Source organism: Lactobacillus kitasatonis DSM 16761 = JCM 1039, assembly GCF_000615285.1.
Classification (GTDB): Bacteria; Bacillota; Bacilli; order Lactobacillales; family Lactobacillaceae; genus Lactobacillus; species Lactobacillus kitasatonis.
Window position 1 is genome coordinate 48,133 of record NZ_BALU01000011.1, and the last position, 24,861, is coordinate 72,993.

Genomic DNA, 24,861 nt, shown 5'->3' on the forward strand with positions numbered 1-24,861 from the left:
TAAATATGTTAGATAAAAACAAACAAATTTGGTTTATTGGTATTAAAGGAACCGGTATGGCTTCCTTAGCACTACTTCTTCACGACTTAGGCTACAACGTTGCCGGTAGTGATATTGAAAAGTACACCTTCACTCAAGTTCCACTTGAAAAAGCTGGTATTGAAGTTAAGGATTTTGACCCAAGCAACATCAATAGTAACGATGAACAAGTAATCGTTAAGGGTAACGCCTTCAAGGAAGATAATCCAGAAGTTAAGGCATGTCTTGATAAGGGCGTTAAGTGGCAAAGTTACCCAGATACTGTTGAAGAAATCGTGCAAATGCACACTTCAATCGGTATTTCAGGTACTCACGGCAAGACTTCAACCACTAGTCTTTTGTCACATGTTTTAGGTGAAGTTGCACCAACTACTTATTTAATTGGTGACGGTCGTGGTAAGGGTGTTCCAGATTCACGCTTCTTCGTTTACGAAGCTGATGAGTACCGTCGTCACTTCTTGGCATATCACCCAGATTACCAAATTATGACTAACATCGACTTTGACCACCCGGACTACTTCAAGGATCAAGACGATTACACCAGCGCATTCCAATCAGCAGCTGATCAAACTAAGAAGGCATTGTTTGTATGGGGCGATGACAAGCGTCTTCAAAGCCTTAAGACTGAAATTCCTAAATACACTTACGGCTTTAACGATACTGATGACTTCCAAGCTACTGACATTAAGAAGTCAACTACTGGTTCTAAGTTCCATGTTTTAGCACATGGCAAGGATCTTGGTGAATTTGAAATTCACTTGTTTGGTGACCACAGCATTTTGAACTCAACTGCTGTTATTGCGGTTGCCTACACTGAAAAGGTACCAATGGATGACATTCGTGATGGTCTTCTTACCTTTAAGGGTGCTAAGCGTAGATTTAGTGAAAAAGACTTTGGTGACATTGCAGTTATTGATGACTATGCTCACCACCCAACTGAAATGCGCGCAACTATTCAAGCTGCCCGTCAAAAGTTCCCAGACAAGAAGTTGGTTGTCGTCTTCCAACCACATACTTTCTCAAGAACTAAGAAGTATCAAAAAGACTTTGAAGAAATCTTACGTGGCGTAGACAAGGCTTATGTAACTCCAATTTATGCTTCAGCTCGTGAAGCTAATGGTGATATTTCAAGTGAAGACTTGGTTAAGAATATCCCAGGTTCAGAAGTTATCGACTTAGACAATATTGCTGATTTAACTAAGAATAAGAATTCTGTCATCGTATTTATGGGTGCCGGCGATATTCCTAAGTATGAAGACGCTTTTGAAAAATTGCTTTAATTGAAAGATAAGCATGAAAAAAACTGTTCTCAATAAGAGAGCAGTTTTTATTTTGACTAATCTTTGATTTTATCCTTGAGATCCAGGCTTTTTTCATAAATAAAGTAACCGATGATGCAGGTGATGATATCACTGGCTGCTTGAGCCCAAACGATGCCGTGATAACCAAATGTAGCTTTCAAAATCTCTAATGCGATGAAGTAGACGATTCCTTGACGGACAATTGCCATGATGAAAGCAGCCCAGGCATTCCCAACGGATTGGAAAACAGTAGTGTAAACCAAAATGATGCCGACAAGTGGTGTGGTAATAATAGTTGCAATTAACATGTAGCTACCAGCATTAACGATGTCCGGTTGATTCATAAATAGTGCAGTAACTGGACGAGCAAATAGAATAAGCAATCCACCTGAAATTACAGCATAGATAACTTGGACAAGAATATCGAAGTTCAAAATTTTCTTTAGTCGTTTCCAGTTTTTGGCACCGTAGTTGTAGCCGATTAAGGCTGAGAACCAAAGGCAAAGCCGACGATTACCAAGATAACGATACTATAAATTTTTTGGGTAATCCCCATTGCGGCGACTTTGTTTGCGCCATACAGGGCCAAAGATGAGTTGAGCAGTGCCATACCGAAACTTTGCGCAAAGTTGGTGATTGAACCAGGGATGCCGATGGCTACGATATCCTTGATTGTTTTGCCGTTAATTTTGCTGTATTTTAGCTTTAATTTGATATATTCGGTTTTGTATAAAACATAGTAGATAAGAATAATATCGGTGACTAAATAACCAGTAACATTCGCAGTCCCAACACCAATTGCGCCCATTTTTAAACCAAATAGGAAAATCGGATCAAGAATAATTGCCAAAATTGTGCCTGTCATTGTGGCAACCATTGCTTGAGTAGCTAGGCCTTCTGTTCTGATTAGATTTTGCGGAATAATTGAAAAGATAATTGGAGCAGCACCAATTGATATTACACGATAAAAATCGGCGGCATCCTGATAAGTGGCAGCTTTAGCACCAAGAAGATGAAGAATAGGGGTTTCAAAGATTAATAAAATAGCTGTTAAGATTAAACCGGTGACAATTCCACCAATCATACAAAAACTACTTACGCGTTTACTCAAGGCATAATTCTTTTCGCCGAATAAACGCGAAATCAATGAAGAACCACCGAGACCAAAAATGTCGGAAACGGCAATTAAAAAGGTAAAGAGCGGGGCACCAATCGTGATTCCTGCTACCAAGTTTGTATCACCAGTTTTGGCAACAAACATTGTGTCTGCCAGGTTGTAGATCATGGTAGTGATCATCCTAGAACAACTGGCAATGCTAGCTTAAAGTAGACCTTTTTGATCGGGGCTTTAGCAAATAATTCATCCATATATTTTCTCCCACATTGAAAAAGCGGCCTAGAAAGATACTTTGAGGAAAACCTCACGATTCTAGGTCGCCATATATTATCGTTAATTTAATTTTAGCATATTATCTTAATTAGCAAGGTGATTATCTAAATTGAAGTTGCCTTGGAATTCATCTGTGGTGCTTTCTTGATCCATACCATATTCAGCATCGTCGCCCCAGTAAATGTATTGTGCATTTTTGCCCTTGGTACCGGCAATTCTGAAGTAAAGTGCAGCGCTGTCGCCTTTACCAGTGGTCTTGGTGGCATCTACCTTAACTTTTTGACCAATCTTGAGCAACTTGCTAGTTGACTTGAGCTTATTATTTAAAACGTGGATCTTGTTTAAAATAGTGGCTGTAGTGGTGCCAGAAGCTTGGTAAAGAGTGCTGCCGTTAACAAAACCAGCATTTGAAGCATAAATATAAGCACCGTTGCCTAAAGCATAAAATGGCTTGCCCTTGATAGTGGTTGTATTCAAACTTTTCTTCTTAGACCCGCTAAGATTTGCAAAGTAGAAAAATACGTCATTCTTAGTTGTGGCGTGGGTTTTAGCTGGTGTTTTAACTAGCATATATTTAGGAATAAGCGACATACCGTTGAAAGTAGTGCGGTGACCGTTTTTATCATAAATGCGAGAGTTGGAACTCAAGATTAAAACATTTTGTCCATCCATTGAGCTAACATTCAAAGATTTGATGTAGCGTTTTTTACCGATGTTAACGTAAGAAGCGGTAGTGTAGTGGTAGTTCTTAGAAGTTTTTGCATCTACTTTTTTACCTTGGATCAGGATAGGTTTGCCATAATATTTAAAACTTGAGCCTGATTTAACCGTTGAAGCAACAGTCATCTTCTTGCCATTGACTTTTTGGGTAGTGGTAGTGGCATTGCCTTTGCTGTTGAAGACTTGAACTGTGCCGTTAAAGGATTTCTTGAGAGTAACTTTACCTTTTTGTGATTGCGTAGCTGCTTGAACTGTGTGAACAGGTTGATTGATAATGGCAGCTGCTGGTGCAACACTGATTAATAAAGCTGCTGCGATAGTTGCTAATTTTTTAGTAGTCATATTTTTTCTCCTTTGTAATAATCCATTAAGTTGATTTTAGCACTTATGAGACTATAAAAATAACCTCGAAACTCAAACGTTTTCGGGGTTATTTGATTTTATTCACTTAAGTACTTAGGATCAATAAATTTATTGATCACGTTGTTAACCTTCTTTGAATTATCGTACTTGCGGATAATGTTCAAGAAATCTTGCGTGGTTGCTTGCTTCAAGTAGTAAGTTTGGTAGTAATCGTGTAAAGCATCAAAAAACTTATTTTCACCCATGGCTACTTTTAAAACAGCAGGGAAATCCATACCAAGTTCGTAAGCCATGTCTTCAGTATCAACACCTTTTGGTGGATTATTAACAGGGTAGTTGATGTAGTTGGCCTCTTGATTCTTATTAATGAATTGGTTAGCGTTTTCTTTTAAGATCTTGTTAGCACGCTTGACGTTCTTACGAGTGTAGAACTTGCTGTGCATCAGTTTAGCACAGTAGGCCTTACTCTTAGTGTAGGTCAAATCGTAAACGCCATTTTCAAGGAGGTTGGTAAGACCTTCGTCAAGCCAAGGTTCCATGTATTCGTCGCTGCCGACAGTGCCGTAGAACCATTGGTGACCAACTTCGTGAGAAACATCTTCAGTTAATTCATTATATCTATCAAGTGGGTGCTTCTTTTGTAAAAAGCCACTAGCGTCGATCATAATCAAACCAGGATATTCCATACCGCCGGTGTCTTTGCCAAGTAAACCTTCAGTAATATCAATTTCTTTGTAAGGATATTTACCGATCTTCTTGGTAAAAATGTGGAAACTGTCTTGAGCAGTCATTAAAGCTAGCTTGTTGTATTGCTTGCTGTTTTTACTTACCAAGTAGTAGTCATTGATTTTTACGCCGTTTGCATAAGCGTGATCAACCTTGAACTTGTTGGAAGCTGCGATGCCGACTTCACGCATGTTGTTGGCAACAATTGTGGTTTTACCATTCTTAGTGGTATTTTGACCAGAAGCTGCAACCTTGTAGCTCTTAGGTGCAAAGAAACTAACGTGGAAGTTGCTTACAGCACTGTTGCGGTTTTCACCGGCGTCGTAGTAAGGATGATAATTCCACTTGCCGTTGCGATAATCGCTTAAATATGGGAAGCAAAATGACAAGTTATAAACTTTACCGCCGTTGATATTTTGGTAGCCAAAACGATCTTGTCTCTTAGGTACACCGGTAACTACGTTGACAGTTAAATTAGTAGATTCACCTGTATTTAGACTTTTGTTAACAAATAAATTGCTCTTGTCTTTACCGGTAGTGTAAGAAAGCTTTTGACCATCTGATGAAATGCTTTTAACTGAAGTTGTCGCATTTCTTGTAGCCTCAAAATGCTTGTGGTCGTATTTCAACACGCCGCTAGCAATATTTCTAACCAATAAATTTTTAACAGGTTCATTGCCGGTATTAACAACGTGCATGGTAACTTTTTCTGTTAATTGATTCTTGCGAGTGTCCAACTTCACGATCATGTTGTAATTTGTTGCCTTGATCGTAGGATCAGCCGCAGCTTGAACTTTTGAGTTGAAGCTAAATAATGCCGCAATGGTTACTGCACTCGACAATAAAAGTGTTGTTCTTCTTTTCATAATTTTCCCTCCAAGAAAAATTAACTCTAATTATTGGAAATTAGCGGCATAAAGTCAATCTATTTTTTGATGATAGGATATAATTTATGTATAAGTGAAAATGAATAGATATAAAGAAAGAAGATAAATAAGAATGGTTAAAAGTATTACACCTCATTTGGTTTATCGCTTGAATGGGATGCACCATGTTGTAGCGCAAGTTGGTGTAGTAAATGGTGATCATGTTTTTGCCTTGCAACTTCTTCACAGTGCACATGATGTGTTGGTTTATAGAAAACATGAAGGTTTAACCAAGAACATCGATTATACTGATCCACACTTAGTAATGATGGGCTTTGGCCACACGCAAACCTGGGTACCAGCTAATGACAAGGATGAGTATTTCGTAGGTGCTAAACCAAATTCAGGCAACTGGACTACTCAAATTGCACGAGTAAAGTACCCAAGACTTTTACCAGAAAGATATACTTCAAATACACAACTTCCACGTTTATCACATTTAAACCACGTAACTGATCTTCCTTACGATGGCCATAATCACTTGCACAGAGTTGAAGCTTCAGTTTCACCAAATGGCAAGTACTTTATGATTGCTTCAATCTGGAATGACGGTTCAGGCCACTTCGGCTTATTCGCTTTAAATGAAGTAAACCAAAAGTTGGACGAAAATGGCACTACGAATACACCAATTACGGACTTGCATTGCTTAAGTGCTTTCCACATCGACAACTTCGATAATCCAAGTGTTGCTCCAGATGAAGAAATGCCACAAATGATTGATTCAGTTCAAGGCTATGCTATTGATGATGACAAGAATATCTATATTTCTAACCAATTGTCACCAAAGATTAACCATGAAACTGGTGAAGTAACTACTTGGTCACGTAAGATTGTTAAGTTCCCATGGGGTGAAACAAACAGTGATAACTGGCAAGTAGCTATGGTTGATGGTATTGATTTACCAGATCGTTACAGTGAAATGGAAAGTATCCATGTTAATGCCGCAAATGATATTTACTTAACTGTGGCTTACCACCAAAAGTACATTAAGGGTGGAGAATATAAATTAAGAACTTTGGAAAACCAAATTTTCCATATTACTGATTTGTAGAATAATAAAAATTTAACCAAGTAAAAAAGTGCTGATGTGTCTTTGCTTATGAAGACTATCAGCACTTTTTATTTCATATTAATCAGTAATTCTTTCTTTACCAACAGCACGTTGTTCGGAAGGATTATAACCTAAATCTTCAATTTCTTGTCTTTTTTCTTTGTTATTGATTTGAGGAAGAGTATCCCAAAAGTTAGACTTGTTTTTCTTAATCTTTGAATTTCTGTTAGTTTTCATTGTTGTTTCCTTCATTTTCACTTTCTATAAATATATATAAGTATACTCTGAAAACCAAACCTATTTTTAGCTATTAAGATCGATTAATTCAAAATGAAATATTTTACAAAAATATATGCAATTTATATGCAAAAGATATATAATAGTATCAAATTCAGAAAGGAGTAAAAATTATGGTAGAAAAAACAGTAGGACTTTATGTCAGAATGAATCCAGAAAAGAAGGAAAAGGCAGAAGCAATCTTGAAAAAGCTGGGTTTGAATTCGGCGACAGCAATTAACATGTTCTACGATCAGATTATTCTGCATAATGGAATTCCTTTTAGAGTTGAGATTCCAAATGCATGGGATAATTTGGATCAAATGAATAAGTATGAATACGCCAAACTGCTTGACGAGCGCCTGAACACTTTGAGCGGAAGGGAAGATTTACTTGGAGATGTCGCCAAGAGGCTTGATGCGGAAAAGAATGAAAAGAAAGACAACTAAGTTTTGAGGTAAAAATTATGATGGCAAGAATTATTATTGGCATTATTGTCGTTTTAGTTATTGTGTATATTTGTTGTGGTTTTAGAATCGTTCCACAAAATAATGAAGGTTTGGTTGAAACCTTGGGTAAGTATTCTAAGACAGTAAAAGCTGGATTTATCTTTGTCTGGCCACTTTTCCAAAGAATTCGCAAGGTTCCACTGGCACTTCAACCACTTGAAATTTCTAAGTACTCAATCATTACCAAAGATAACGCTGAAATTTCTACTAGTTTAACTTTGAACTACTTGGTCACTGATTCATACCGTTACTTCTACAACAACACCGACTCAGTTGAGTCAATGGTGCAATTAATCCGTGGTCACTTGCGTGACATTATTGGTCGTATGGATTTGAACGCAGCCCTTGGCTCAACTAAGGAAATTAACGATCAACTTTTCACTGCAACTGGTGACCTGACTGATATCTACGGTATCAAGGTCGTTCGTGTCAACGTTGATGAACTTTTACCAAGTGCTGAAATTCAACGTGCCATGGACAAACAACTTACTGCCGACCGTGAAAAAACTGCCGCAATTGCTAAGGCCGAAGGTGAAGCTCGTACCATTGAAATGACCACTAAGGCTAAGAACGATGCTTTGGTTGCTACTGCTAAAGCCAACGCTGAGGCAGTTAAGACGCAAGCTGATGCCGACGCTTACCGTGTACAAAAGATGCAAGAAGCCTTGTCAAAGGCTGGCGAAGGTTACTTCAGAAACCAAAGTTTGGACAGCTTTAACCAATTGGCTCAAGGTCCTAACAACTTGATCGTGGTTGGCAAGGATGAAATGACCGACTTGGGTAAGGTTCCTGCTTTGAAAAAGGTGTGGGATGCCAGCGACGATAAGAAAAATGAATAAATAAAAATTAGCTCAATTCTCAAATGAGGATTGAGCTTTTTTATGCTTTTAACGTATACCAGCATCAACATTAAGTAATTTTCACACTCTCTTGCACAACTTATACTTGTAGTAACAATTGAGAACAAGAGGGGAAAGAAAATTATGTTTGGTCGTACTTATTCAGCAAATTACCGTAAAACGCTCAATCGCGCGCTAACTGTGAAAGAATTCAAAATGATCCACCTGAGCTTGAGATGCTGAGCCAATATGACACAATTTATTTAGGCTATCAGACCTGGGCAATGACTTTAAGACAACCAATGAGGGCATTCCTACTTGAATATAGCGGCGAATTTTCTAATAAAAAGATTGCGCCATTCCTTTCTGAAGGTGGCTATGGTTCGAGTGATAGTACTGAATTGATCCGTGAGTTTATTGCACGTGATGGTGGTAAAAATAATACTTATACTTCTGCATTGATAGTCGATGGCAATCGCGTTGACGAAAGTGATGTGGAAGTTAAGAGATGGTTGAAGACTATTTAGGATATAGCCTCGATTTAGGCTTTTTAATTTTTGCTTAAATAAAATATAGTTCGTAAAATATAGCTTTGCAAATCCTTATATAGTGATGTATTGTATTAATATAAAAATAAATAAGAACAATATTATAAGTATTAAGTAATATTGTACGATATATGAAAGGAACAATCATGCCAACTGACATTGAAATTGCTGATGCAGCCAAAATGCAACCGATCACTGAAATTGCCCAAAAGCTAGGCTTATCCAGTGATGATATTGAACAATATGGTCACTATAAAGCTAAGATCAACTTGCCTGTTAAGGAAATTGAAGACAAGAAACACAAATTGATTTTGGTGACAGGTATTAACCCAACTTCTGCGGGCGAAGGAAAATCTACTGTTTTAGTTGGCTTGGGGGATGCGCTTAACCAATTAGGCCATCAAACTACCATTGCCATGCGTGAACCATCAATGGGTCCTGTTTTTGGTATCAAAGGTGGTGCCACGGGTGGTGGCTACAGCCAAGTTGTCCCAATGGAAGACATTAACTTACACTTCACTGGTGACATGCATGCTTTGACTTCTGCTAACAACACCTTGGCTGCGCTGATCGACAACTACATTATGCGCGATAACGCCTTAGGATTAGATCCACGCAGAATTATTTGGAAGAGAGTCGAAGACGTCAACGATCGTGCTTTAAGAAACGTAGTTACTGGTCTTGGTGGCATCATGCAAGGCGTTCCTAGAGAAACTGGTTTTGACATCACTGCTGCTTCAGAAATGATGGCTATTCTTTGCTTAGCCGAAGACCTTCATGATTTAAAGAAGAGAATTGGCCGTATCGTTGTTGGCTATACTTATGACAAAAAGCCAGTCACCGTTGATCAATTAGGTTTCACCGGCGCAATTACTCTTTTATTAAAAGATGCTATTAAGCCTAACTTGGTTCAAACTTTGGATCATACTCCTGCTATTGTTCACGGTGGACCATTTGCCAACATTGCTCATGGCTGTAATTCAGTCTTGGCTACGCAAATTGCGCTAAAGACTTCTGATTATACCGTTACTGAATGTGGCTTCGGTGCAGATCTTGGTGCCGAAAAATTCTTGGATATCAAGCGACCAGTCTTAGGCAAAACCCCGGATGCCGTCGTGATTGTTGCTACAGCTCGTGCGCTTAAGCTTAATGGCGGAGTAGACAAGAACGATTTAACCGAAGAGAATATTCCTGCCTTGGAAAAGGGAATGGCTAACTTACGCAGACACGTTAAAAACATGCAAAATTATGGTTTGCCAATCGTTGTTGCGATTAACCATTTCGCTAGCGACACTGAAGCCGAAATCAAAACTATTCAAGATGCCGTTGCCGAAATGGGTGTAAAAGCAATTGAGGTTGATGCTTGGGCAAAAGGTGGAGAAGGTACGCAAGATTTAGCCAAAGAAGTTGTCGAACTTGCAGATCAACCTGCTGACTTCCATGAATTGTATAAGAGCACTGACTCGATTGAAGATAAATTAACTGCAGTTGCTACCAAGATTTATGGTGCTAAGCGTGTAGTTTTATCTAACAAGGCCAAAAAGCAAATTAAAACTTTTGATAAACAAGGCTGGAACACTTTGCCTGTATGTATTGCTAAAACACAATATTCATTTACTGATGATCAAACCAAGTTAGGTGCCCCAACCGATTTTGACTTCCATATTCGTGATCTTGTTCCTAAGCTTGGTGCAGGATTCATCGTTGCTTTGTCAGGTACCATGATGACCATGCCAGGTTTGGCTAAGCACCCAGCTGCAGAAAACATGGATATTGATGATAATGGTCAAATTACAGGACTATTCTAAAGGAGAAAAAATGGCTGAAGTAAGCGTAATTATGGGTAGTAAGTCAGATTGGTCAACGATGAAGCATGCTTGCGAAATCTTAGATCAATTTGGTGTTAGTTATGATAAGCACGTTATTTCTGCACACAGAATGCCAAAAGAAATGTATGATTTTGCCCAAAACGCTGAGAAAAATGGCACTAAAGTAATTATTGCGGGTGCCGGTATGGCAGCTCATTTGCCTGGCATGACTGCCGCAAATACCGTGATTCCAGTGATTGGTGTTCCCGGTCAAACTAAGGCATTAGGTGGCATGGATTCTCTTTTATCTATTGTGCAAATGCCAACAGGAATTCCTGTGGCTACGACTGCCATTGGTAATGCAGGTGCAAGTAATGCGGCACTTCTTGCACTGGAAATTCTTGGAATTAGTGATGAAAAAATAAGACAGCAGCTAAAAGACTATCGACAAAAGATGCATGATGAAGCAAAAGAAAGCAGTGCGGAACTTGACTGATTCAGATTTTATTGAGCAAGGTAAAACAATTGGCATTATCGGAGGTGGTCAATTAGGACAAATGATGGCCTTGTCAGCTAAATATGGCGGCATGAAGGTTATTACGCTGGATCCGACACCAGATTGTCCTTGTGGTCAGGTAGCCGATAAGCAAATTGTGGCCGAATATTCAGATGTTAAAGCGATCGAAGAACTGGCAAAAGAAAGTGACGTTTTGACATATGAATTTGAGAATGTGGATCTTAATGCACTGAAGGATGTTGCCGACAAGGTGAAAATACCGCAAGGCACTAACTTGCTTTATATTACTAAGCATAGACTGCGTGAAAAGAACTTCTTACGTAGTGCTGGCTGTATGACTGCGCCATATTTACCCGTTAAAAATATGACTGAATTAAAAGATGCCATTAAAAAGATTGGCTATAATTGTGTCCTCAAAACTTGTGAAGGTGGTTACGATGGCCACGGTCAAGAGGTCTTAAAGAGCGGCACTGATCTTGAAAATAATGAGCATATCAAAGAAATTTTGGCTACGGGAGACTGCATTCTTGAAGGCTGGGTTCTATTCAAAGTTGAAGCGTCTGTTATGGTAGCAAGAAATGCAAAAGGTGAAGTAACTGTTTTTCCAGTTAGTGAAAACTACAATGCGGACGAAATTTTGCATATCAGCATTGTGCCTGCACGTGTTTCAAAAGAAGTTTATGACAAGGCGCAAGCTATCGCTAAACGAATAGCAGAGGCAATTCATTTGCGCGGTATTTTGGGCGTAGAGCTGTTTATCCTGGATAACGGTGACATCTACGTTAATGAACTCGCACCACGTCCTCATAATTCAGGTCACTATTCTATTGAGGCATGTAATTTTGATCAATTCGATATCCACGACCGTGCTATTTGCAATTGGCCATTGCCTAAAATTAAGCTGCTATCCAAAGTCGTAATGGTGAATGTGCTGGGCCAACACGTTGCTGGCGTAAGAAAGGTTATCCCTGAAAAGAGTAACTGGCATTTCCATTACTATGGCAAGGCCGAAATCCGTCATAATCGTAAAATGGGTCACGTCACAATTCTTACTGACGATATTGAAAAGACACTGCAAGAAATTAATGACACCCATATCTGGAAAACAAAAGTTAATTAATATTCTTTGAAAAGGAGAGCTTTAATGCTCTCTTTTTTTGTCTAATTTTCGCAAAAACACGAACAATGTTATTTAGCTATGTCTTTATTGTCCATTAAAACGTTGACATTGTAAGTACTTACTGTTAATATCGTTAACATAAAAGTGAACAAATAATTATTCACTTGCCAGAAGTGTTCGTGTTTTTACCAAGGAGAAAAATAAAATGGCAAAGTTGTTGTATACCGGCAAAGTTAAAGAAATGTGGTCTACAGATGACCCAGAAGTTTTACGCGTGGTTTATACCGACCAGGCAACTGCTGGTAACGGTGAGAAGAAGGATGACTTTAAGAACAAAGCCTATTTGAACAACGAGATTTCAACCTTAATTTTTGAATACTTAGCTAAGAACGGTGTTCCAACTCATTTCATCAAGAAAATCTCAGATACCGAAGAATTAGTTAAAAAGTGTGACATGTTCCCACTTGAAGTTGTTACTAGAAATATTGCAGCTGGCCATTTCTCAAGTCGTTATGGCTTGGGCGAAGGTGAAAAGTTCGATACCCCAGTTGAAGAATTATTCTACAAGAGCGACGAACTCGATGACCCCATTATGAACGAATCTGATGCGATTGCATTGCACGTTGCAACTGCAGAAGAACAAAAGAAGATCTGGGAATTATCTCGCCAAGTTAACAAGCTTTTGATTCCACTTTTTGATAAGGCTGGAATGGAATTAGTCGACTTTAAGCTTGAATTTGGTAAAGACGCAGACGGAAACATCATCCTCGCAGATGAATTTTCACCAGATAACTGCCGCCTTTGGGACAAAAAGACCAAGAAGCATATGGATAAGGATGTCTACCGTAGAGACATTGGTGATTTAACTACTGTCTATGAACAAGATTTAGCCCGCATTAAGCAAGCACTAAAGGAGATTTAAATGACTACTGTCCGTATTTACGTAACCTACAAGCCTTCAGTTTTTGATCCACAAGGAGCCGCAATCACCGATTCAGTTAATTCCCTCGGTCATGACGAAGTTAAGAAAATTGTTGTTGGTAAGTTCTTCGATATAACTTTAGACGAAGACAACTTAGATAAAGTTAAAGCAGATGTTAAAGACATCGCCGAATCTTTATTGGTTAACTTCAATATGGAAACTTACAAGATTAAAGTTTTGGAGGAAAATGCATGAAAATTGCAGTAGTTGTTTTTCCAGGCTCTAATTGCGATATCGATATGTATGAAGCTTTTCACACCGTTTGCAAAGCAGACATTGAATATGTTTCTTACAAAGAAAAAAGCCTAGACGGTTTTGATGCAGTTGTTCTACCAGGTGGCTTTTCTTACGGTGACTACTTAAGAACTGGAGCAATCGCTCGTTTTTCAAATATTATTCCAGCCGTTGAAAAGATGGCAGAAGAAGGAAAGCTAGTTTTAGGTGTCTGCAACGGTTTCCAAATTTTAACAGAAATGGGATTGCTTCCTGGAGCACTTAAGAAAAACGATAGTCTTCAATTCGTGTGCAAAACCGTAACGCTAGAAGTTGAAAATACACATACGCCATTTACTACTGAGTATGAAGATAAAGAACTTATCCGTATTCCTATCGCTCACGGTGATGGCAGCTATTACGCAGACGAAGATGTGCTTGCAGAATTAGAAAACAATCATCAAGTTGTCTTTAGATATCATGGTGAAAATCCTAATGGCAGTCTTCATGATATTGCTGGTATCTGTAACAAAGAAGGCAATGTTTTAGGCATGATGCCTCACCCTGAAAGAGCCGTTGAAAAAATTCTTGGCGGCACAGATGGATTGCCTTTATTTAAGTCACTTTTGAAAGCAGGAGTTCAAGCATGAAACAAGCGATGACACCAGAAGAAATTAAAGAGAAAAAGCCTTATCTCGATTGGAGTTTATCAGAACACGAATACGATTATATTTGCGATCATTTGCTTCATCGCTTGCCCAACTACACAGAAATCGGCTTGTTCTCCGCAATGTGGAGTGAACACTGCTCTTACAAAAAATCTAAGCCAGTTTTGAAGCTTTTCCCAACCAAGGGTAAACGCGTTGTTCAAGGTCCAGGTGAAGGTGCTGGTGTAGTTGATATTGATGATGGTCAAGCAGTGGTGTTTAAAGCTGAAAGCCACAACCACCCAACTACAGTTGAACCTTATCAAGGTGCCGCAACTGGTGTTGGCGGTATTTTAAGAGACGTTTTCAGTATGGGCGCTCGTCCAGTCGCAATTCTTGACTCACTTCACTTTGGTGAATTAAAAGATAATCCTACGATGCGCTACAAGATGGAAGAAACCATTAAAGCGTCGGCGACTACGGCAATTGCATGGGAATTCCTAACTTAGGTGGCGAAACTACATTTGATCCTTGTTACAACGGCAACATTTTATTAAATGCGATGAATGTCGGCATTATGGATATCAAGGATATGGAACACGGGGATGCCACCGGTGTTGGCAATGCCGTAATGTACGTTGGTGCTAAAACCGGTCGTGATGGTATCCACGGTGCTACTTTTGCTTCAGCCGACTTTTCTGAAGAACATGCGACCCAACGTTCAGCCGTACAAGTTGGTGATCCATTTATGGAAAAACTCTTGATGGAAGCTTGCTTGGAACTGATTTTGCATCACCGCGAATGGCTTGTTGGTATTCAAGATATGGGTGCAGCTGGAATTGTTTCTTCAAGTGCTGAAATGGCCACTGAAGGTAAGTCTGGCATGGATCTTAACCTTAACTTGGTACCTCAACGTGAACCTAACATGTCAGCCTACGAGATTATGCTTAGTGAATCTCAAGAAAGAATGCTCCTTTGTGTAAAGAAGGGTCATGAAGAAGACGTTAAGAAGATTTTTGATGATTACAACCTTGACGCTGTAACTATTGGTCGCATTACTGATGATGGTAGATACGTGCTTCATCACGATGATCAAGTGGTATGTGATATTCCAGTGGTAACTTTAACTGAAAAAAGTCCTTGAAGAAAAAAGCGCAGAAAAGAAACCACAAAGAATCATTGATGCTGAGCAAAGTGAAAATTGGCAACCAAATATTGAAAGTGCCGGTCAAACTTTAAAAGATCTTTTGAATCAGCCAACCATTGCTAACGATCAATTTGTAACGCAACAATATGATTCACAGGTTCGAACGGACACGATTGTAGGTCCTGGTTCAGATAGTGGTGTCTTGCGCGTGCGCCATACTAAGAAGGCAATTGCGATGACTACTGATACTAATGGACGCTTTGTCTATCTTGATCCAAAAGTTGGTGGTCAAAGAACTGTCCTTGAAAGTGCAACAAATATCGTGGCTAGTGGTGCCCAACCTTTAGCAATTACTGACTGTCTTAACTATGGTGACCCTAATGATCCAGAAATTTTCTGGGAATTGCATCAATCTTGTCAAGGGATTGCCGATGCATGTGAAATCTTAGAAACACCGGTTGTTTCAGGAAATGTCTCTCTTTATAACGAAAATAATGGCAAGGCAATTTATCCATCACCAATGATTGGGATGGTTGGTTTAATCAAGGATTATGATCACGTCATTCCAATGCACATGCAAAAAGCAGGCGACAAGATTTATCTAGTTGGTAAGACAGATGATGATTTTGCTGGCTCAGAATTGCAAAAGATGATCACTGGTGAAATTAGCGGATTGCCACATGCGCCAAACTTGCCAGAGATAAAGCAATACCTTTACAAATTGCAAGCATTAATGGCTAACGGCTTAGTCAAAAGTGCACACGATCTAAGCGAAGGTGGCTTAGGCGTTTCCTTAGCTGAAACACTTTTTGATACAGACTTTGGTGCAAAGATCGAACTTGATTTTGATAAAAATCTGCTTTTCAGTGAGACTCCAGGTCGCTTGATCGTTTCAGTTGATCCTGCAAATGCGGAAAAATTTGAACAAGAAATGGGCGATTCCGTTAGTGAAATTGGTCAAGTTACTGCTGATCAGCAATTGAATATTTCGCTGGCCAACGATCAAGTAAATGAAGATGTAGCTGAATTGCAAAAGATTTGGAAGGAGTGCATCCCTTGTTTAATGAAATCAAAAGCCTAAATGAGGAATGTGGCGTCTTCGGCGTCTTTGGTGCACCTGATGCCAGTCAATTAACTTACCTAGTTTGCATAACTTGCAACACCGCGGACAAGAAGGGGCCGGCATCGTCTCAAGCGATGGTGAGCATTTGTATCAACACCGCGATCGTGGCCTTTTATCCGATGCTTTTGCTGATCCGAATGATTTAAAAAAATTGGTCGGCGACAGTGCTATTGGTCACGTTCGCTACAGTACAACGGGTTGTAATTCGATTCAAAACGTACAACCATTTCTCTTTCATTTTCTAGACGGTGATGTTGCCTTAGCTCACAACGGCAACTTAGTTAATGCCGTATCTTTACGCGACAAGCTCGAAAAGCAAGGGGCAATTTTTCAATCCTCATCTGATACCGAAATCTTGATTCACTTGATTCGTAATCATATCAAAGATGGCTTTATTTCAGCTTTAAAGCAAAGCCTGAATGAAGTTCACGGTGGTTTTGCCTTCCTGCTTTTGCAAAAAGATCGCATGATTGCGGCACTTGATCCTAATGGGATTCGTCCCTTATGTATTGGTAAATTGGACAATGGCGCCTACGTTGTTTCTAGCGAAACTTGTGCACTCGACATCATTGGCGCCAAGTTCGTCCGTGACGTTCAGCCAGGTGAATTGATTATCATCGATCGAGACGGAATGAAAATTGATCATTTTACTAAAAATACTCATTTAGCAATCTGTTCAATGGAATACATCTATTTTGCTCGTCCTGATTCAATCATACATGGTGTGACTGTTCATAATGCTAGAAAAAGAATGGGGCGGCTGCTAGCTCGTGAGGCTCCAGCCGATGTCGACATGGTAATTGGCGTACCAAACTCATCTTTGTCAGCTGCTTCTGGTTACGCCGAAGAATTGGGGTTGCCTTATGAAATGGGTCTGGTTAAAAACCAATACGTTGCCAGAACCTTCATTCAGCCAACCCAAGCCTTGCGTGAAAAGAGTGTTAAGTTAAAACTGTCAGCTGTTCGTGGTGTCGTTGCTGGTAAAAAGATCGCTGTCATTGATGATTCAATCGTAAGAGGGACTACCTCTAAGCAAATTGTCAAAATGCTAAAAGAAGCTGGTGCTAAAGAAGTACATTTGAGAATCGCCAGCCCACCATTTAGATTCCCTTGTTTTTATGGCATCGACATTTCAACTCGTTCTGAACTGCTGGCTGCCCATTACTCAGTAGAAGAAATGCGCAAAATCATTGGCGCTGATAGCCTTGGCTTTTTAAGCATTGATAGCTTGATCAAGGCCATCGATGTACCTGATAGAGGCGATTCATCGGGTCTGACAGTTGCCTACTTTAATGGAAAGTATCCAACTAAATTGGATGACTATGAAGCTGGCTATTTAGCTTCTCTTAATGCCCAGGAACGGCGACAAAGAAAGGAATTATCAAATGAATCGTTATAAAGAAGCCGGCGTAGATGTCACTGCTGGTTACGATTTAGTCAATCGAATTAAGCCGATGGTAGCTGCAACTAAGCGTAAAGGTGTCATGGGTGGGATTGGTAGCTTTGGCGGCATGTTTGATTTAGAAGAATTGGGTTACAAGCATCCCGTTCTTGTTTCAGGCACGGATGGTGTAGGTACCAAATTAATGATTGCGCAAAAGATGAACCAAAACGACACGGTCGGCATCGATTGCGTGGCCATGTGCGTTAACGATGTGCTAGCCCAAGGTGCGGAACCTTTATTTTTCTTAGATTACATTGCCTGTGGTCATAACGATCCAAAGAAATTGGCTGACGTAGTTAAGGGCGTGGCTGAGGGATGCAAGAAAAGCGGCTCTGCCTTAATTGGTGGTGAAACCGCGGAAATGCCCGATATGTATGAACCCCACGAATATGATTTGGCTGGCTTTTCAACTGGGATTGCGGAAAAAGAGGACTTATTATCTAGTTCTTTAGCCAAAGCAGGCGATTATTTAATTGCTTTGCCATCGAGTGGCGTCCATTCTAATGGTTTCAGTTTAATTAGAAAAATTTTGTTCAAAGATCACGACGTTTCATTAAGCGACAAACCAGCAGAATTAGCGGGCAAAATCGTAGGCGAAACACTCCTTACGCCAACCAGAATCTATGTCAAAGCAGTTTTACCACTAGTAAAAAAGCATTTAGTTCACGGCATTGCCATATTACTGGTGGCGGCTTCATTGAAAACCTACCTCGAATTTATAGCAATGACTTGCAAGCAGTGGTTAATAAAGGTTCGTGGCCTGTTTTACCAATTTTTGATTATCTGAAAAAACTAGGCAATTTAGATGAACGAGATTGCTACAACACTTTCAATATGGGCGTTGGTTTAGTTTTAGCCGTTCCAGTAGAAAACATTGTTGCAGTCAAAGAACAACTAAATCGCGAGAATGAAAAATTCTACGAAATTGGTCAATTAGTTGCACGCCCCGAAGGGGAAGAAAAGATCGTAATCAAATAGAGGAGAAAAATGAGAGTTGCTATTTTAGCTTCTGGGAATGGAACCAACTTTGAAGCTTTAACTAAAAAGTTTCAAGCTGGCGAAATTCCCGGAACCGAGGCTTTAATGTTTTGCAATCATCCGAATGCTCCGGTAGTTAAAAGAGCCGAAAGATTAGGCGTGCCATACGAAACTTTTTCCGTTAAAGAATGCGGCGGCAAAGATGCCTATGAAAAGCGTCTACTGAAAGTTTTGCAAGATTATCAAATTGATTTCATTGTTTTGTCCGGATATCTCAGAGTGGTTGGTCCCACGATTTTAAACGAATATCCAAACTCAATCATCAATTTGCATCCCGCATTACTGCCAAGTTATCCCGGCCTCAATTCAATCGAAAGAGCTTTTGAAGATTACAAGCAAGGCAAGATAAAAGAAACCGGCGTGACGGTGCATTTTATCGATGCCATTTGGATCATGGGCCTATCATTGCTCAACAGGCTGTCCCAATTTATCCAGATGATACGGTTGAAACGCTTGAGGCAAGAGTTCATGAAACAGAACATCAACTATTCCCAGCTACGTTAAGAAAAGTATTAAGTCAAAGAATGGAAAAGGAAAAAACTAAAATGAAACGTGCATTAATCAGTGTCAGTGATAAAACCAATTTGGTAGATTTTGCCAAAGGGTTAACCGAAAATGGCTATGAAATTGTTTCTACCGGTGGTACCAAGAAGGCTTTAGACGAAGCTGGTATCAAGACAATCAGCGTTGAAGAAGTTACTAATTTCCCTGAGATTTTGGACGGCCGTGTGAAGACTTTGAACCCATATATTCATGGCGGACTTCTTGCTAAAAGAAACGATCCGGAACATATGACAACTTTAGAGAAATTGAACATCAAGCCAATCGATTTAGTTTGCGTTAACCTTTATCCATTTAAACAAACGATTGAAAAGCCGGATGTTACTAGAGAAGAAGCAATCGAAAACATTGATATTGGTGGTCCAAGTTTATTGCGTGCAGCTTCGAAGAACTATCAAGATGTCACTGTCGTAACCGATAAAGCTGACTATGATTTAGTTTTAAAAGAAATTGCGGAAAATGGTAACACCACGCTCGAAACAAGAGCAAAATTAGCAGCTAAGGTGTTTAGAGCAACTGCCGCTTACGATGCAATTATTGCAAATTACCTAACCAAGCAAGTTGGCCTTGAAGATCCTGAAAAGTTGACTTTGACTTATGATCTGAAAGAAAAGATGCGCTACGGTGAAAACTCCCACCAAAAAGCATGGCTTTACGAAGATGCAATTCCAAAGAGATTCTCAATCTTGCAAGCACATCAATTGCACGGCAAGAAACTTTCTTACAACAACATCAAGGATGCTGATGAAGCACTGCGCTGCATTCGTGAATTCCAAGATGAACCAACTGTTGTTGCAATGAAGCACATGAACCCATGTGGCATCGGCCGCGGTGATAGTCTTGAAGAAGCTTGGGACAGAGCATATGAAGCTGACTCAGTTTCAATCTTCGGTGGGGTTATCGCTTTGAACAGAAAAGTCGATTTAGCTACTGCCGAAAAGATGCACAAGATTTTCTTGGAAATCATCATTGCACCGGGCTTTGACGACGATGCACTCGAAATTTTGGAAAAGAAAAAGAATGTTAGATTGCTTGAATTAGACTTTGACAAAGAAAATGAGCCAACTCGTCCAGAAGTCGTTTCAGTCATGGGCGGTATCTTGCAACAAGAACAAGATACGCTTGTTGAAAATACCAACGACTGGAAAGTGGTAACTAAGGCTCAACCTACTGCAGCACAACTTAAGACCATGATGTTTGCCTTGAAGGCAGTAAAGCATACCAAGTCTAATGCGATTGTTGTAGCTAACGATGAAAGAACTCTTGGTGTAGGTGCAGGCCAACCTAACAGAATTGATTCGGCTAAGATTGCGATCAACCACGCCGGGGATGCCATTGATGACCGCGCAGTGCTCTCATCAGATGCCTTCTTCCCATTTAACGACTGTGTTGAATACGCTGCAAAGCATGGCATCAAGGCAATCGTTCAACCTGGTGGTTCCATCCGCGATAAAGACTCAATCGAGATGGCCGACAAGTACGGCGTTGCAATGGTATTTACAGGTTACCGTCACTTTAGACACTAATTGGTGAAAACGATGAAAGATGATTTAGTTTTACTAGTTGTTGGTTCAGGTGGACGCGAGTTTGCCGTGGCGAAAAAGCTGAAGGAGAGCCCACATATTAAGACTGTGTATTGTGCACCGGGCAATGTGGGGATGCAAACAATTGGCGTTGAAACCGTGCCAATTGAAGAAACTGATCTTGATGGTCTGCTGGATTTTGCCAAAAGTAAGCATATTGATTGGACTTTTGTTGGACCAGAAAATGTCCTTTGTGCTGGCATTACCGACAAATTTGAAAAAGCTGGGCAAAAGATTTTTGGCCCTAACCAAAGAGCGGCACAATTAGAAGGTTCAAAAGATTACGCTTTGCGCTTCATGAGCAAATACAACATTCCAACGGCACGCCATAAAACTTATACTAGTGCCGAAACTTGTATTGCTGGTTTGAATGATTTTGATTTCCCAGTAGTTATCAAAGAAGATGGCTTGGCTGGCGGTAAGGGCGTAACCATTGCTAAGAATCAAGATGTGGCAGAAGAGACGATCAGAGAAATGTTTGCTGGTGGTCAAACTGCTGTCGTTCTTGAAGAATGCTTGGTTGGCCCGGAATATTCAATGTTTGTGGTTGTTTCTGAAGATCAATTTACGATTTTGCCGATGGCGCAAGACCACAAGCGAGTTGGTGATGGCGATAAGGGTCCAAACACCGGCGGTATGGGATCATATTCTCCTTTGCCACAGCTGAAAAAAGAAGATCGGCAAAGAATGATCGACGAGATTGTGAAGCCCACGATGAATGGTTTAGTTCATGGCAATTATCATTACTGCGGCGTTTTGTACATTGGCTTAATGTTAACTGAAGATGGTCCGAAGGTCATTGAATATAATGTCCGCTTGGGCGATCCTGAAACGCAAGTTGTCTTGCCTCGTGTTAAAAATGACTTTGCGCAAGTGATCGACGCAGCGGTAAATTATGAAAAACTGCCTGAGATTGAGGAAAATGATAATTCTATCTTGGGCGTGGTTGTCTGCAGCAAAGGTTACCCAACGCATCCGGCTCCTAACGTGAAGATTGGCAAGTTGCCTGAAGGCACTAATACTTATATCGATTATGCTAATGTGAAAGGCGACTTGGATAATCTAATAGGTGATGGTGGTCGCTTGTTCATGGTGATTTCGGAAGCTGATAATTTAGTCCAGGCGCAGGATAATGTGTATTCTTATTTGAGTAAGCTTGATCTGCCAGATTGCTTCTACCGTCATGATATTGGTAATCGTGCTTTGAGAGATTAGACGTATGAAGAAAGTCCCAGTTGGGGCTTTTTTGTTTTGGTAAGATTTGGTATAATTAATACGAACACTTGATCGCAGAAATGGGATCGATGATATATTTTTCTCCACGTGGGTGGAGGTGATCCTGAAGCGACTTTTAATAGAAGAACGAGTAATTAGTGTTCTCCACGCAAGTGGAGGTTTTGAAGATAATTAAAAAGCTCTTAGTTGTGAAAACTAAGGGCTTTTTTGATAAGTTAATAACATTCTAGGTCATACTAAATTTTCTCTTATATAATAGGCTTGTATTGGGGGTAAAGGAGAAAAGAATATTATGAAGAAAATAACGATGTTGCTGGCATTGATTTGTTTAACATTTGCTGGTGTAAGTGTTTCAACTGCTCAACCAGTTCAAGCCATAAGCAAGTATTCTGAAAAATGGCATACTGTAAAAACTACTGAGAAGGTTTATAGATATAAGCCATATGTGCCTAGAGGTGCTGCTATGTATCAAATGAAATTTATTCATAAAACACCTATTAGGAAAGGGACATATTTAAGACTGCGCTGTCCAGGTACTCATTATCTATGGCAATTTGTGATTGGTGGACATTATTGGACCGTTTTAAGAAATGATGCCAGATGGTTTAAGAATGTAAGATAAAATCCATGTGAAGAATTGAAATAATTCTGATAATGAATTTATGATATAATACTTTTGGATAATGTTTGAAATTAATAAAGCTCTTAGCTCGTGTAGCTAGGAGCTTTTATTTTTTAGGAGGTTCAAATGAGCAATTTGGAATCAAATACTGACAATCAATTTATTGATAAACTGCATCAGGCATATTTAAAGAGAGTGAACTTCTATCACATTCCTAAAGCAGAATTGGCTAGGTTTTCTTGGAGTGGACATAAACACGTTATTATTTATGTTGTTAAGGTATTTAGTGATTATCGAAGATATGATCATTCTACAATGTATTTTGCAGTCAAAGCTGACACAGCAAAAGATGATATTAAGTTTATGGATTTGATTAGTAGGACAAGCAATCCTGAATTTAGTAGGATTGGTGATTCTCTTGTTTTATCTAGAGTTGCATGGCTAATAAGTCAAGGTTTAATAGATAAGAATATAAGTGAAACAATTTGCCAAGCATCTACAGATTTTACTTTTTCAGATTTTGATGAAAACAAGAAGGATGATATTTTCTTCGAGGAGTGGGCTAAAACATGGGTAGATAGAGAATATGATGCAGCTCAAGAAGCAGAAGAAAATTCAACACCAGTACAAAAATTTCCAGATTTTCCTAATACGAAACAAAGATTCTTTATTGATAGATATCATTTTAAAGATATGCTTAAGAGTTTAAATGATAGTCAATTTGAAGATGAATTTAATCAATGCCTTTTTGCTTACGAGAATGAAAAATGGTTTTTATGTGCTACAGGCTTAGGCAGTTGCTTAGAACATTTAATGCTAATTATTCTTACAAATTATGATAAAAATGGTTTTAAGGATAAAAAAGGAAAAAGATTGCTTAAAGATTTTCCTAAGAATCCAACTGCTTATGATTATGTAGGATATTTTAAAAGAGCTCCTATTAATGTTACTTCAAGACAAGCTACTTTTATTAATTTGCTATACATGGCACGAAATTCTGTAGATCATCATAATACTGGTAAAACGCAAAAGAATCTTTGTGATCTTTTATTAAATGGTATATCTGATATGTACAATGATTATTATTCAAGTAGTGTATTGTATAAGCCTGCACCAAAAGAAAATGAATAAATTGGCATTTATTTAATTGATTGCTTCAACTAGTTACTAAACAGTATGTTTATAGTACATTAGACTTCTGCTTACTCTGCGCTGTAAAACAATTATGAAAAGCTACCTAAAAGTAGCTAGAAAGGATATTTATGTTTGATCCTAATATGTTAAAAAACATCTTTGATCCTAATACATTGAAGGTAATTAAAGATCTTACTCCCGAATCAACTAGAGAATTACTTTTTAATCCTGCAGCAAATGAGGTTGGAAAAGGTGTTGGTGCTATTTTATCAATATTGTTTTCTCCTCTACTAGCATTAAACGTTATTGAGAAACAAGCACTTGCTAAATTCACCAATAAAATTGCTAATAAGATCAATAAGATACCAGAGGAAGATCAAGATTTCAGTAAGCCAGGTTTAGCATTAAAAGCTTTAGAAGAAGCTCGATATCAAATAAATAATGAGTTACTTCAGGACATGTTTTCTAGTTTATTGGCTTCAGGGGTTAACAGACAAAAGAATGAAGATATCACACCTAGATATGCTACAGTTTTATCTCAAATAGGCTATAAAGATGCTGTTTTCCTTCAAGAAATAAATGACCAAGACTATCACTACTTTCCAATTGGTCATCTGCGTTATACAAATATATCTAAATCAGAGTATATTGAAGTAACGGATAGATATCTTTGTAACAATAACAATGAGATAAAAAGAATTCCTACAGAATCTATTGATGTATTGCAGTCATTAGGTATAATTCAACAAGAAGATAACCACTATAAGACAGGCGGAGAATTTGATAAGAAATATGCTTTGCTTGAGAGCTATTTACAAACCCAAGACAAATATAAAGCCAACAATGATAATGATATACCTTTTGTTAGAATGATACCTGGACAGATTCAGCCAACAGATTTTGGAAACAATCTGTTGTATTGTATTTTTGGATAAGTAATAAGAGGATATACACTTCTTGTTCTGAAGAAAGTATTTTTTATATGTAATTTACAAATA

The 24,861-nt window shown here is 39.0% G+C and carries 20 protein-coding genes and 4 pseudogenes; 20 read left to right on the forward strand and 4 right to left on the reverse strand.

Annotated features, from left to right (window positions below):
- The first annotated feature begins 5 nt into the window (after window positions 1–5).
- Complete coding sequence (gene murC / locus JCM1039_RS07755; protein ID WP_025015322.1) at window positions 6–1,319, forward strand: UDP-N-acetylmuramate--L-alanine ligase; 1,314 nt, start codon at window positions 6–8, stop codon at window positions 1,317–1,319.
- Window positions 1,320–1,375: 56 nt separating this feature from the next.
- On the opposite strand, the pseudogene JCM1039_RS11200 reads toward murC, so the two are convergent.
- The 3 genes and pseudogenes from JCM1039_RS11200 to JCM1039_RS07770 form a co-directional block, all read right to left on the reverse strand.
- A pseudogene (locus JCM1039_RS11200) lies at window positions 1,376–2,708 on the reverse strand (MATE family efflux transporter).
- Window positions 2,709–2,814: 106 nt separating this feature from the next.
- The gene (locus tag JCM1039_RS07765) at window positions 2,815–3,792 is read right to left on the reverse strand and encodes an SLAP domain-containing protein (RefSeq protein ID WP_025015323.1); all 978 of its coding nucleotides are present in this window, start codon (window positions 3,790–3,792) and stop codon (window positions 2,815–2,817) included.
- A gap of 98 nt (window positions 3,793–3,890) precedes the next feature.
- Window positions 3,891–5,405, reverse strand: a complete 1,515-nt coding sequence (locus JCM1039_RS07770) for a M1 family metallopeptidase (protein WP_025015324.1) — start codon at window positions 5,403–5,405, stop codon at window positions 3,891–3,893.
- 133 nt (window positions 5,406–5,538) lie between these two features.
- Between JCM1039_RS07770 and JCM1039_RS07775 the strand changes: the two genes are divergently transcribed.
- On the forward strand, window positions 5,539–6,516 hold the full coding sequence (locus JCM1039_RS07775) for a class III bacteriocin (RefSeq protein WP_025015325.1): 978 nt from the start codon (window positions 5,539–5,541) through the stop codon (window positions 6,514–6,516).
- Between the two features lie 78 nt (window positions 6,517–6,594).
- Here the strand turns inward: JCM1039_RS07775 and JCM1039_RS12405 are convergent, their stop codons facing one another.
- A complete protein-coding gene (locus JCM1039_RS12405; protein WP_167330320.1) occupies window positions 6,595–6,753 on the reverse strand; it encodes a hypothetical protein in 159 nt (52 codons plus the stop codon).
- A gap of 173 nt (window positions 6,754–6,926) precedes the next feature.
- Between JCM1039_RS12405 and JCM1039_RS07785 the strand changes: the two genes are divergently transcribed.
- From JCM1039_RS07785 to JCM1039_RS07870, 18 genes and pseudogenes are all read left to right on the forward strand, one after another.
- Complete coding sequence (locus JCM1039_RS07785) at window positions 6,927–7,241, forward strand: type II toxin-antitoxin system RelB/DinJ family antitoxin (protein WP_025015326.1); 315 nt, start codon at window positions 6,927–6,929, stop codon at window positions 7,239–7,241.
- 17 nt (window positions 7,242–7,258) lie between these two features.
- A complete protein-coding gene (locus tag JCM1039_RS07790) occupies window positions 7,259–8,140 on the forward strand; it encodes an SPFH domain-containing protein (protein ID WP_025015327.1) in 882 nt (293 codons plus the stop codon).
- A gap of 236 nt (window positions 8,141–8,376) precedes the next feature.
- Window positions 8,377–8,667: a flavodoxin family protein gene (locus JCM1039_RS11205; RefSeq protein WP_236692582.1), complete on the forward strand. Its 291-nt coding sequence runs from the start codon at window positions 8,377–8,379 to the stop codon at window positions 8,665–8,667.
- Between the two features lie 167 nt (window positions 8,668–8,834).
- Window positions 8,835–10,496: a formate--tetrahydrofolate ligase gene (locus JCM1039_RS07800; protein WP_025015328.1), complete on the forward strand. Its 1,662-nt coding sequence runs from the start codon at window positions 8,835–8,837 to the stop codon at window positions 10,494–10,496.
- Between the two features lie 10 nt (window positions 10,497–10,506).
- Window positions 10,507–10,992 carry a 5-(carboxyamino)imidazole ribonucleotide mutase gene (gene purE / locus JCM1039_RS07805; protein WP_022087251.1) on the forward strand — a complete coding sequence of 162 codons (486 nt, stop codon included), beginning with the start codon at window positions 10,507–10,509 and terminating at the stop codon, window positions 10,990–10,992.
- Complete coding sequence (gene purK / locus JCM1039_RS07810) at window positions 10,958–12,133, forward strand: 5-(carboxyamino)imidazole ribonucleotide synthase (protein WP_034533155.1); 1,176 nt, start codon at window positions 10,958–10,960, stop codon at window positions 12,131–12,133. The genes purE and purK overlap by 35 nt, the downstream gene beginning before the upstream one ends.
- 205 nt (window positions 12,134–12,338) lie before the next feature.
- Window positions 12,339–13,055: a phosphoribosylaminoimidazolesuccinocarboxamide synthase gene (gene purC, locus JCM1039_RS07815; protein WP_025015330.1), complete on the forward strand. Its 717-nt coding sequence runs from the start codon at window positions 12,339–12,341 to the stop codon at window positions 13,053–13,055.
- A complete protein-coding gene (gene purS, locus JCM1039_RS07820; protein WP_025015331.1) occupies window positions 13,056–13,310 on the forward strand; it encodes a phosphoribosylformylglycinamidine synthase subunit PurS in 255 nt (84 codons plus the stop codon).
- Complete coding sequence (gene purQ / locus JCM1039_RS07825; RefSeq protein ID WP_025015332.1) at window positions 13,307–13,978, forward strand: phosphoribosylformylglycinamidine synthase subunit PurQ; 672 nt, start codon at window positions 13,307–13,309, stop codon at window positions 13,976–13,978. Before purS ends, purQ begins: the two co-directional genes overlap by 4 nt.
- Window positions 13,975–16,203: pseudogene (gene purL, locus JCM1039_RS11210) on the forward strand (phosphoribosylformylglycinamidine synthase subunit PurL). The gene purQ and the pseudogene purL overlap by 4 nt, the downstream one beginning before the upstream one ends.
- Window positions 16,179–17,644, forward strand: a pseudogene (gene purF / locus JCM1039_RS11215) (amidophosphoribosyltransferase). The pseudogenes purL and purF overlap by 25 nt, the downstream one beginning before the upstream one ends.
- Window positions 17,631–18,667: pseudogene (purM, locus tag JCM1039_RS11220) on the forward strand (phosphoribosylformylglycinamidine cyclo-ligase). The pseudogenes purF and purM overlap by 14 nt, the downstream one beginning before the upstream one ends.
- A gap of 9 nt (window positions 18,668–18,676) precedes the next feature.
- Window positions 18,677–19,231 (forward strand): phosphoribosylglycinamide formyltransferase, encoded by a 555-nt coding sequence (gene purN, locus JCM1039_RS12885; RefSeq protein ID WP_081775152.1) that lies wholly within the window; start codon window positions 18,677–18,679, stop codon window positions 19,229–19,231.
- Window positions 19,114–20,814: a bifunctional phosphoribosylaminoimidazolecarboxamide formyltransferase/IMP cyclohydrolase gene (gene purH / locus JCM1039_RS07850; protein WP_280113559.1), complete on the forward strand. Its 1,701-nt coding sequence runs from the start codon at window positions 19,114–19,116 to the stop codon at window positions 20,812–20,814. The genes purN and purH overlap by 118 nt, the downstream gene beginning before the upstream one ends.
- A gap of 12 nt (window positions 20,815–20,826) precedes the next feature.
- Entirely contained in the window at window positions 20,827–22,086 is a 1,260-nt protein-coding gene (gene purD / locus JCM1039_RS07855) for a phosphoribosylamine--glycine ligase (protein WP_025015333.1), read from the forward strand.
- A gap of 313 nt (window positions 22,087–22,399) precedes the next feature.
- Entirely contained in the window at window positions 22,400–22,729 is a 330-nt protein-coding gene (locus tag JCM1039_RS07860; RefSeq protein ID WP_025015334.1) for a hypothetical protein, read from the forward strand.
- 126 nt (window positions 22,730–22,855) lie between these two features.
- A complete protein-coding gene (locus tag JCM1039_RS11750; RefSeq protein WP_025015335.1) occupies window positions 22,856–23,860 on the forward strand; it encodes a hypothetical protein in 1,005 nt (334 codons plus the stop codon).
- A gap of 131 nt (window positions 23,861–23,991) precedes the next feature.
- Window positions 23,992–24,798 (forward strand): DUF4393 domain-containing protein, encoded by an 807-nt coding sequence (locus JCM1039_RS07870; protein ID WP_025015336.1) that lies wholly within the window; start codon window positions 23,992–23,994, stop codon window positions 24,796–24,798.
- The last annotated feature ends 63 nt before the right edge of the window (window positions 24,799–24,861 follow it).